The sequence below is a fragment of the Sporosarcina sp. E16_8 genome, from assembly GCF_017347095.1.
Lineage (GTDB): Bacteria > Bacillota > Bacilli > Bacillales_A > Planococcaceae > Sporosarcina.
Genome location: NZ_JADPRZ010000004.1, coordinates 203,870 through 214,425, shown reverse-complemented (window position 1 = coordinate 214,425; position 10,556 = coordinate 203,870). Strand labels below are relative to the sequence as shown.

The following is a 10,556-nucleotide window of genomic DNA, read 5'->3' as shown; positions in this document are numbered from 1 at the left end:
AGGCATAAGACAATCCAGCGAAGTGGCGCACTTTGCCACATAGCTGGATTGCTTATGACCCGAGCGGCTGGCGCAAGGAGCTGGACACTAGGAAAAGCGGAGGGCGCCGTTTAGACGCGACAGGCATAAGACGATCCAGCGAAGTGGCGCTCTTTGCCACATAGCTGGATTGCTTATGACCCGAGCGGCTGGCGCCCGGAGCTCAACATGAAAAAAATATCTCCGTAACCATTTTACTCGGTTACGGAGATATGCTTGTTAATTAATTTTCACCTTCACTGATTGTAATTGTCATACGAATAATCCGGTTGCGTTCCATTTCCTCGATTTCAAAACGCAGATGATTGTATGTAAAGCGTTCGCCTTCTTCTGGAACGTGACCAAGCTCTTGCAGAACAAATCCTCCAAGCGTCTCATGATCCATTGGCAATTCAATACCGAGTAACTCCATCGCATCCACAATTTCAAGCCTGCCATGACAGATTAAGCTAGTATCCGTCTTTTCATAGACAAATACTTCCTCGTCATCATCCGTCTCATCCTCAATGTCCTGACCAATCATTTCTTCAATAATATCTTCATGCGTTATCATGCCTAGCGTTCCGCCGTATTCATCCAGAACGATCGCCATATGTTTCTTTTTCGATAGCATCATCTTGAATACTCTCTCAACGCTAGCGGACTGCACAACGTAAAACGTATTGCGGTCAATTAAATCACCAAGAGTCTGCTCGGGATCAATCGACCATTTAATTAACATTTTAGAATAAAACACGCCTAAAATCGTATCCATACTATCTTCGTAGACAGGATAACGCGTGTAAGAGTGCTCCAAAATGGTGTCACGGACTTCTTCATACGTCGCTTCAATCGGTAATCCGACGATATCCATCCGGTGTGTTTCAAGGACATCGGACACGTCTTTTTCTGCAAAGTCGAGTACTTCCTTCAAACGATTCGATTCATCCATCTCAAACGTTCCTTCTATAGAAGCAATGTCAACCATCGAACGGAGATCATCTTTTGTGAGCGTAGCTTTCGTTACAGTTCCTTTCGAGATGATACGGATGAAGATATTTGTGAACAATCCAAGCAAAGCTGTCAGCGGCGTTAATAACTTTACAAGTAGCATAATCGACGGCGAAACCATGTAAGAGACGCGCTCAGAAAATGTTGCTGCAATCGTTTTTGGCAATACTTCGCCGAAGACAATGATAATAGCGGTCAGAACTCCCGTCCAGACACCTACGCTAAGCCCCTTATCAATCGCTATCATCGTAACTAAAGTCGGCATCATAATATTCGCGATATTATTTCCGATAAGTATTGCTGTAATCATGCGATCCGGTTTCGAAATCAGTTTCTGCAGCTTGATCGCATGCACGTCTCCCTGATTTGCTCGAAACTGTACCTTTCTCCTGTTTACTGCTGTAAGCGCTGTTTCACTCCCTGACAAGTAAAATGACAGGAATAAAAATAATCCAAGTGCGATAAACAAAAGCGATTCCTCCCGGAAATGATTTCATATTTATATATTCAGCCAATTAATAACTTTCAAATAGCATACCATATTATTCATACTTACATTCATCTTTCTAACTCACTATCTACATCATCTGCTATACTATTTCTATTCACGAAATTATTTGAAATGAGGGATTGTGTTGAATCATTTAGAAACACTTGACGAGTATTTTAAAGAACAACGGGACAAACATCTTGGACAATTAAAAGACTTCCTTCGCATTCCAAGTATTAGTGCTTTATCCGAACATAAAAACGATATGCAACAAGCTGCGGAGTGGCTGTTGAATTCATTCAAAGAAGCAGGACTTGAAAACCTTTCAATCGACGAGACAGACGGACAGCCGGTTGTTTACGGTGATTGGCTCCACGCAGAAGGAAAACCAACAATTCTAGTTTACGGCCATTACGATGTACAGCCGGTTGATCCGCTAAATTTATGGGAAACGGGACCATTCGAACCCGAAGTCCGCGATAACAAATTATATGCGCGCGGCGCTAGTGATGATAAAGGACAAGTGTTCATGCATGTGAAAGCCGTTGAAGCACTCATCCGGAAAACAGGCAGTTTACCAGTCAATGTGAAGTTCATCATTGAAGGCGAAGAAGAAATCGGCAGTCCAAATCTCGAAAAATATATCGAGGCCAATAAAGACAAGCTTGCAGCTGACATCATAGTCATTTCTGATACGGGTATGCAAGGACCAGGACACCCCGCAGTTTGCTACGGACTTCGCGGTCTATGCGGCGTGCAAATTGACGTGCAAGGTGCTAAAAGCGACCTTCACTCCGGCTTATATGGCGGTGGCGTCCAAAACCCAATTCATGCGCTTGCAGAAGTACTCGCCTCGTTCCGTGACCAAGAAGGAACGATTGCAATTGAAGGATTTTACGAAAATGTCCGCCCTCTATTAGATGAAGAGCGCGAAGCCTACCAAGCACTTGGCTTTAGCGAAGATGAATTGAAAGAAGAAATTGGCGTGACAGAACTGTTTGGCGAAAAAGGATATTCGTATCTTGAACGTACATGGACCCGCCCGACACTTGAAGTGAACGGCGTATTTGGCGGATTTTCAGGCGAAGGCATTAAAACAGTATTGCCAGCCGAAGCAGGCGCAAAAATTACATGCCGTTTAGTTCCTGACCAGGATCCAGATGAAATCATTGAAAAACTGAAAGCGCATATCGAAAAATATAAACCAGCTGGCGTAACGGTTACAGTAACGGAATTCGATAAAGGGAAACCGTTCATTACACCGTTTGACCACCCTGCAATCCAGGCTGCAGGACGTTCATACGAAAAAGTGTACAATGTACCAACTGCCTACACACGTGGTGGCGGTTCAATTCCAATCGTTGCAGCATTTGATGAAATCCTAGAGTTGCCAGTCGTCTTGATGGGCTTCGGGCTAGCGTCGGAAAACTTCCACGCACCGAACGAACACTTCCATTTGGAAAACTTCGACCAAGGATTGCGTGTCATCGGCGATTATTATTACGAAATTGCCGGCTTTGAGAAAGATGAATTGAAAAAGTGATACATGTGCCGGATTCTCCTTGCGAGGGTCCGGTTTTTTAGAACTAAGCAACACTTTCAACAAAGTTAACAACATCCAGACCCAACTTCTCAACGCTTCAGCCTAACTAAACAACGCATGGGCCACTAGACGACCCCGGTACAGAACTGCAAAAAAAGGCCCGGATTGCATTAACAAATGCAATCCGAGCAAAAACTACCCCAATACCATTATGCTTCTTCTTCTTCGATTTCCTGTCCGTAATACGTGACAAATTCTTCAAGTGGCTTACGTGGACGGGCCTTTGGTCTTTCATCATAATAACCGAATTGAAGCATACTGATTATACGTTCGCCTGGTTTAACGCCAAGTTCATCTCTGAATTTAGGGTTATCCAGGAAGCCGGGTGTTTTCCAGCATGTACCGATTCCTCTATCCCATGCGAGAAGCTGTGTGTTCTGAACGAACATGCTCGCCGCTGCGTAATCTTCTAGACGTTCTTTCTGACGCACGTCCTCAGGAACTATAACAAATGCAACTGCACCAGGTCCTGTGAAATTCTTCATTTTTTTCTCAAGATCTTCTTCCGAAAGTTCTTTCCATTTCGGAACACCATATTCACGCAAAATATCGAGGAATTTCACATATCCCTTATCAGCAGCTACAACAAAGCGCCACGGATTACGATTGCCATGATTTGGTGCCCATGCTGCATCTTCAAGCATTTCAGCAATATTTTCCGGATCAACCGGCTGGCCGTTAAAGTTCTTTATTGAACGACGCGTAATAATCGCATCTCTGACAGACAAAGCTTGCTCATTCATAACTCATTTCCCCTTTACACATACTTCGACCATTATACCTTAACTGTTCATTTTTAGCGAAGTCATCTGAATACGCACATATTTAATGTTTTCAAAATACAAGATTATTACTTTCCATGGTATAGTAATAACAGCAAATATTATAATGAAAAAGGATGATTTTATTCATGATAAAAAAGCCCATTGCTTGGATTGTAGACAGCACAGCATACATTTCAGAGGAACTTCGTCAACATCCAGACTTCTTTTCAGTACCTTTAAATATACATTTTGGTGAAAAACAATTTGTTGACGGTGTCGACTTGAATCCTCAGCAACTTTACGAGAAAATAAAGAACGCTAAAGAATTCCCTAAATCATCACAACCTTCGGCGGGTGCATTTGCCGAACGGTACGAAGTGATTGCGGAACAGTATGAACAAGCAATTGCTGTTCACGTGTCCGGTAAAATGAGTGGGACACTTGCCTCCTCTATAGCAGGCTCTGAAATTTCTGGATTCCCTGTTACATTCATCGATTCACTTTCCTTATCCTATGGAGTGACCGGATTAATTGAACGAGGCATGGAAATGCAAGACGAAGGCGCAACTGTTCCAGAAATTGAAGCCCAGCTTAAGAAAATGGCCGGCACGATGCATATCTATATTTTAATGGGACAGCTTGAACAATTGTACAAAGGTGGTCGAATGAGCGCTGCTCAATTCTTCATCGGAAGCTTGTTGAAAGTGAAACCAATTGTCCAGATTACGACCGAAGGCGAACTACAACCCGTAGACAAAGTACGGTCCGAGAAAAAAGCTCTCCAATACTTGGTCGATAAAGTAGTCGCAGGCCACCATCCTGGCCGAACGAAAATTCATTTAATGCAAGGCAATGTCTTAGAAAAGGCAGAGTATTTAAAAACTCTTATCATGGAACAAATACCCGATCTTGAAGTGGAAATTGGAGATATTAGTTCCGTTCTCGCGGTTCATGCCGGAGAGGGTACGCTGGCTGTTTTATGGTTTGACTGAAGGAACAAAAGCGCAAGCGCCTATTCAGGGGCGACAGGCATAAGACGAGTAAAGGAAGGCAGCCTAAAGTTCGCGACATCGCGTCGCAACAAGGAGGGATAAAGTTCAATCCCTCCCCACTGCATGACCTGCATCCTGCAGACCCAAGCGGCGTTCTTTGCCCGGGAAGGATGGAATACAATCCTTTATAGCCTGACAAGCAAATTAAGGAACACAGCCAAAGTACGCCGCGTCCTGCGGTAATAAGGAGGGATGCGAATTAATCCCTCCATACTGCGTGACCCACATCCTGTGGTCCTCTGAGCCTCTAGGAGCTGGAGGCTCGACAGTAGAAAAGCAGTCCGTCTTTAGTTGACGGACTGCTTTTCTACGCTTATATACTCAACTATAGTCATTATGAAAATTGGTCATTAATTTTAAAAAAGACATACTTTGCATTTGGTGAGAACATATACGAATCTTTGTATGCCCAGTGACGGTGCTGCGCGTTGAATGTATGAGCATTAACGAGCGGCTCTGAACCATCTTTCGCGGTGACGATGGTCGAATGATCAAATCTGCCATCCCCTTCAAAATCGTAGGCAATGACATCCCCGAGCCCTAACTCCTGAGCTGTTGCAACTTGTGTTGCCGTCAATCCCTTTTTTGAAGTCGCTAAATACCAGCGCAGCGAATGTGCCACTGACCAACTGAAACTCCACGTCCCCCCTTGGAGCCACCACCCATTTCCACGACTTGGATAGCCATGCATGGGTGCCCCACCAGCGAGCAAACATTGCGATATGAAATTCGTACAATCCACATCGAATGCCGGAAATGCCGGATTACGACTATTCCACCACGTATCCGCATAGCGAACAGCCGCTTCCCTGTTGTACATGATCCAATTCCTCCTTTCATTAAACGTATGAAAACGAAGCGGATGGAATGCGTTGAACCTGAGGAAACTGTGGGGCGAGCATAAAATTGTTCAGGTAATAAAAAAAGCCAAACCACTTGGAAAATCAGTGGTTCAGCACTTTAGATAAGAAATTCTTCGCCCGTTCGGAATCTGGATTCGTAAAGAATTTTGATGGTGGAGCCTTTTCTACAATTTTACCCTCCGCCATAAAGACGATTTCGTCACAAATTTCTTTGGCGAAACCCATTTCATGCGTAACGACGACCATCGTCATCCCATCGTGTGCCAATTTACGAATCGCATCAAGCACTTCCGTCACCATTTCTGGATCGAGTGCGGATGTCGGTTCGTCGAAAAGCATCACTTGTGGATCCATAGCAAGCGACCGTGCAATAGCAACACGTTGCTGTTGTCCGCCCGAAAGCCTACCAGGATAAGCATCGAATTTATCGCCAAGCCCAAGAGAGGTAAGCAGCTCTTTCCCTCTCTTTTCGGCCGCCTCTTTACTCATCCCTTTCACCCTTAGCGGTGCCATCGTCACGTTTTGAAGCGCTGTCAAGAATGGGTACAAGTTGAAATTTTGAAATACAAATCCGATATTAATGCGCGCTTTGTTAATGTCCGTTTTTTTGTCGTGAACGGAAACGCCATCCACAATTATTTCTCCATTATCAATTGGTTCTAGCGCATTTAATGTCCGAATGAGCGTTGATTTTCCAGCACCACTTGGTCCAATAAGTGCAATTACGTTGGATTTCGGTACTTCTAGTGATACATCCGTTAGCACTTGATGAGCACCAAAGGATTTATTAACGTTTTTAATGGTAATCATAAACGACACTCCCTCACTACTAGCTTATACTCACACCTCGCGAGATAACAATCGTTTCTCGAAATACCGGATTATCAGCGATAAGCTGAATGTCATAATGAAATAGATTACGGCAACAAACGTCCACACTTCCAGTGAACGAAACGATGTGGCAACGAGGTTTTTTGCGTTTAACGTTAAATCTGCCGCAGAAATTACTGATACTAAAGACGAATCTTTTATTAGTATAATAAACTGTGACGCTAATGGTGGTAATACACGACGAAATGCTTGCGGTAATATTATGTATCGCATAGCTTGCGTGTACGACATTCCCGATGAACGCGCGGCTTCCATTTGACCTTTCGGAACCCCTTGAATTCCCGAACGAACGATTTCAGTATGAATTCATCACCGCCAAGTCGGGCAGCAATAGCGTCTTTGGGTATACTTCCACATAATCTCCTACCAAATTCCTCGATTACACAGTCACCCATTTCATGGCCATATTGATCATTGATACCCTTGAAATGGTCGATATCCAAAAGAAGTACCGTAAAAGCATTACTCCCATTCCGAAAATGATCCAATTCCATTAGTAGCTGATCTGTGAAAAACCGACGATTGGGTAAATTCGTTAAAAAATCACGGTATGCAAAATACTCAAGTTGCTCTTCATGTTTTTTTTGTAACGTAATATCGCGTATAATCATCACCATATGTTTAAACTTATTCCGTTCATCATAAACTGGGGTGGCTTTTAATTCCGACCAAAGCCATCCATTCAACTTATGCTTTATCCTCAAACGTATACTGCATGTTGTTGCTTCCCGAAGTGCTTGTACAAAATTCTGTTCCATACGAGACACATCTTCCGGATGCACATGCCAAGACAATGATTTCCCAATGTATTCCGTGGAATCGTATCCGTAAACTTGGTTACTGGAAGGAGAAACGTAGAGATACTCCTGCTGGTCATTTATCAACACGATGACGTCCTGGGCATTCTTTGCAATGATTCGAAAATGCTTTTCACTTTCAAAGAATTTATTGCTCATGTCATCCAATTCTCTTAAATCCTTCATAATTGCATAAATGCCTACGATTTTATCCCGCACTTCAATCGGTGTGAAGTTGACGAGGCAGCTGACACTTGCTCCTGATTTCTCAAGTAAGGTTATACGATGATCATTAAGCCCATACTCCAATACCTGTTGAAATGATTTAATGGTAAACATAGGGTCATTTGTATCAAGGAATTCGATAAGTCCCCTACCTTTCAATTCATCTAGCGAATAGCCACTGATTTTTTCCACAGCCGTATTGCCGCTCAGAATAACTCCACTTAAATCGGTCGTAAAAACGGCGTCAGTATTATTATCGAACAACGAGCGATAACGTGATTTACTTTCAACAAGCTTATTCCAAGAATCTTCACTTTCCAGTTTCGCAACTTTTTCATTTGTAACGTCTTTCACAACGGCAATAATATGTGTATATGCTCCTGCCTTGTCGAATAAGGGTGTCAATCTAGCCTTAGAATAACGTTTGATTCCGGAAGGTGAATTAAAGGAATCTTCATAAGTCCTGGTTTTGTTAGTGTTCACTACTTTTCCATATTCGTCGTTCAATAAAATACTAAGTCCTTCATCATGCACTTCGCTAAATGTTTTGCCAATAGCATTTTGGTCCAAGTCGGTTTTCTCAAGAGCCATGTGATTAAAAAAGGCATAGGTAAAGGTAAAATCTTCTTCAACTTTCACGATAAACACCATATCTACGAGCACTTCTACCAAAGTAGTATCAAAAGGCAATATAATTTCCCCGACCATTCAGAATTTCCTTTCTCAAAAAAACAGTAGTTCATTTCTACCTAAATTCCCATATTTCAATATACTCCCACTATAAAGTACTAGTAAAGCATAGAGGTAAAGAAATAGTAAGTTTTTAATTTTGCTTGCAAATAAAATGACAATGAACTAATGATTTCTAAAAAAAAGAACCCTTATATATCAAGGGTTCTACGTATTTTAAAACTATATGGAGCATAGGGGGCTCGAACCCCTGACCTCTTCACTGCCAGCGAAGCACTCTCCCAGCTGAGCTAATGCCCCGTATCTTTGATACAATAAGAAGTATAGCAATATGATTCGAAAAAGACAATAGGCAGGGGGAAGTCTATATGCAGCATGCAGAAAGAGAAATTACCGAACCCGTTGCGTTGTGTGACGACAAAGGGTTATTGAATCCAGATGCAATCGGCTTCGCACGTCAGCCCTTCATCCAAAGCAATCTCAAGAACCACTTCATGCGCAAGAAGAAGTGGAATTATTGGTGTGTGTACGGAGAAGATTTGTTATTTTCCGTAACGATTAGCCATCTCGATTATGCAGCTGTCTGCTTTGTCTATATTTTGGATTATGAAACGCAACGGTTTTATGAAAAGCAAATAACGATTCCATTTGGGCGTAATGTGAAGATGCCCGAAAACGTGCTGGATGGTGTTAAATTCGTGAATGACAACCTAACTGTCCAGATCATACATATTCAAGGCGAAACGCATTTGTCCGTGACGATCCCAGATTTTGATAATGAAGTACTGCATGCAGATTTCCATATTGATCATCCCATCGACGATGAATCGTTGAATGTTGTTATACCTAGGAGCAGGGACATTTTCCAGTTCACAGCTAAGCACCATTCATTGCCAACTTCCGGGTTCGTTAAAATCGGTGACAAACGGTATGATTTCAATCCAGATTATAGTTTTGCCGTCCTCGATTATGGCAGAGGTATCTGGCCGCGAAAAGCAGATTGGAACTGGGCGATGGCATCGCAACGTCTTGGTGGCCATCGCATTGGACTTAATTTCGGTGGTAAATGGACGGATGGGACAGGCATGACTGAAAACGCAGTGTTCGTTGATGGTTTGATGACTAAAATTCATGAGGATGTTCTATTTACATATAACAATAAAAACTTCATGATGCCTTGGAAAATCCGAACAAAGTTTTCAGATACCGTAAATATAACATTTACGCCTTTTTTTGAACGTGTTTCTATGACGAATGTACGGCTCGTACGCACGGAAGTCCATCAAGTAGTCGGTTATTTTAACGGGACAGTACGCTTACATGACGGCTCCACCCTACAAATCCGCAACATGCTTGGAACTTCGGAAGAACATACCGCAAAATGGTGATTAATAGGATTGAAATTGCACATTATACATTATTTACACTAGCCGGCTAAAATGCCGGTTTTTTTATTTGTACACGTATTTTGTTTAGAAAGTGATTTATTAGGCAAAATAATAGATAAGACAACAGATCCGAAAGGCAGTGAGTATTTTGAGAAAATTGAATATGGCGGGTACAATCGTGATTACAGGTGCATTGCTGATGAGCGGATGCGGCAACTTCGGGAAAAATGCAGATAAACCTAACCGGGAAGATGCTGTAATTATTAATGAGGCTGAGAAAGCCGGTGGATCCATAGAAACTGGTAATGGATTTGGTTTTACGTCATTCGATCTTGAAATCGATGTCGATGGCAAAGATGCAATTGATGCTGATTACGATGTTGCCGAAAAAGCAAATGCGGATTATGAAAATAAACTAACGAACGTCAAACTGAAAGATAATAAAGCGATGGATGAGCTGAACAAAATGTTTATAGAAATTCGAATCACAAAAGATACCCCCCAACAAGAAGTGATTGATAAGGTTCTCCAGTGGTTTGGGTTGGAAACTTACTCCAAGTTTGACCTTGAAGTCGATTTTGACGATGGTACGTTGCTTGATATCGAAGACTTGAAATAATAGCAATGGAAAAGGCTACGAGGAGATAATGTCCTTGTAGCCTTTTCCATTGTCCCGGTTCCCAGGTGCCTAGGCCTATACAGGATGTAGGTCATGCAGTGGGAAGGGATTGAACTACATCCCTCCTTGTTGTCACAGGAGGTGG

Annotated in this window: 10 protein-coding genes and 1 tRNA gene; 4 read left to right on the top strand and 7 right to left on the bottom strand. The window is 42.5% G+C overall.

The genetic code is table 11. From position 1 onward, the window contains the following. Positions 1-262: 262 nt before the first annotated feature. A complete protein-coding gene (locus tag I2484_RS05885) occupies positions 263-1,498 on the bottom strand; it encodes a hemolysin family protein (RefSeq protein ID WP_207150097.1) in 1,236 nt (411 codons plus the stop codon). 166 nt (positions 1,499-1,664) lie between these two features. Here I2484_RS05885 and I2484_RS05880 point away from each other — a divergent pair, with 166 nt between their 5' ends. Next, a complete protein-coding gene (locus I2484_RS05880; RefSeq protein WP_207150096.1) occupies positions 1,665-3,062 on the top strand; it encodes a dipeptidase in 1,398 nt (465 codons plus the stop codon). A gap of 209 nt (positions 3,063-3,271) precedes the next feature. Here the strand turns inward: I2484_RS05880 and I2484_RS05875 are convergent, their stop codons facing one another. After that, positions 3,272-3,865 carry a nitroreductase family protein gene (locus tag I2484_RS05875; protein WP_207150095.1) on the bottom strand — a complete coding sequence of 198 codons (594 nt, stop codon included), beginning with the start codon at positions 3,863-3,865 and terminating at the stop codon, positions 3,272-3,274. Between the two features lie 167 nt (positions 3,866-4,032). Here I2484_RS05875 and I2484_RS05870 point away from each other — a divergent pair, with 167 nt between their 5' ends. Beyond that, positions 4,033-4,878 carry a DegV family protein gene (locus tag I2484_RS05870; RefSeq protein ID WP_207150094.1) on the top strand — a complete coding sequence of 282 codons (846 nt, stop codon included), beginning with the start codon at positions 4,033-4,035 and terminating at the stop codon, positions 4,876-4,878. A gap of 394 nt (positions 4,879-5,272) precedes the next feature. Here the strand turns inward: I2484_RS05870 and I2484_RS05865 are convergent, their stop codons facing one another. From I2484_RS05865 to I2484_RS05845, 5 genes are all read right to left on the bottom strand, one after another. After that, entirely contained in the window at positions 5,273-5,758 is a 486-nt protein-coding gene (locus tag I2484_RS05865) for an amidase domain-containing protein (protein WP_207150093.1), read from the bottom strand. Positions 5,759-5,882: 124 nt separating this feature from the next. Continuing rightward, a complete protein-coding gene (locus tag I2484_RS05860; protein WP_207150092.1) occupies positions 5,883-6,611 on the bottom strand; it encodes an amino acid ABC transporter ATP-binding protein in 729 nt (242 codons plus the stop codon). Between the two features lie 30 nt (positions 6,612-6,641). After that, complete coding sequence (locus tag I2484_RS05855; protein ID WP_255551128.1) at positions 6,642-6,947, bottom strand: ABC transporter permease subunit; 306 nt, start codon at positions 6,945-6,947, stop codon at positions 6,642-6,644. Further along, complete coding sequence (locus tag I2484_RS05850; protein WP_207150091.1) at positions 6,893-8,422, bottom strand: sensor domain-containing diguanylate cyclase; 1,530 nt, start codon at positions 8,420-8,422, stop codon at positions 6,893-6,895. Before I2484_RS05850 ends, I2484_RS05855 begins: the two co-directional genes overlap by 55 nt. A gap of 209 nt (positions 8,423-8,631) precedes the next feature. Continuing rightward, a tRNA-Ala gene (locus I2484_RS05845) sits at positions 8,632-8,704 on the bottom strand. A 68-nt stretch (positions 8,705-8,772) separates the two neighbouring features. Here I2484_RS05845 and I2484_RS05840 point away from each other — a divergent pair. Next, positions 8,773-9,792 (top strand): DUF2804 domain-containing protein, encoded by a 1,020-nt coding sequence (locus I2484_RS05840; protein WP_207150090.1) that lies wholly within the window; start codon positions 8,773-8,775, stop codon positions 9,790-9,792. Positions 9,793-9,940: 148 nt separating this feature from the next. Beyond that, complete coding sequence (locus I2484_RS05835) at positions 9,941-10,411, top strand: YusW family protein (RefSeq protein WP_207150089.1); 471 nt, start codon at positions 9,941-9,943, stop codon at positions 10,409-10,411. Positions 10,412-10,556: the final 145 nt, after the last annotated feature.

Bases quoted from the DNA above. Each gene is read 5' to 3' on its own strand.
- I2484_RS05875 (WP_207150095.1), bottom strand. From the start codon at position 3,865: ATGAATGAGCAAGCTTTGTCTGTCAGAGATGCGATTATTACGCGTCGT.
- I2484_RS05870 (WP_207150094.1), top strand. From the start codon at position 4,033: ATGATAAAAAAGCCCATTGCTTGGATTGTAGACAGCACAGCATACATT.
- I2484_RS05865 (WP_207150093.1), bottom strand. From the start codon at position 5,758: ATGTACAACAGGGAAGCGGCTGTTCGCTATGCGGATACGTGGTGGAAT.
- I2484_RS05860 (WP_207150092.1), bottom strand. From the start codon at position 6,611: ATGATTACCATTAAAAACGTTAATAAATCCTTTGGTGCTCATCAAGTG.
- I2484_RS05855 (WP_255551128.1), bottom strand. From the start codon at position 6,947: ATGGAAGCCGCGCGTTCATCGGGAATGTCGTACACGCAAGCTATGCGA.
- I2484_RS05850 (WP_207150091.1), bottom strand. From the start codon at position 8,422: ATGGTCGGGGAAATTATATTGCCTTTTGATACTACTTTGGTAGAAGTG.
- I2484_RS05840 (WP_207150090.1), top strand. From the start codon at position 8,773: ATGCAGCATGCAGAAAGAGAAATTACCGAACCCGTTGCGTTGTGTGAC.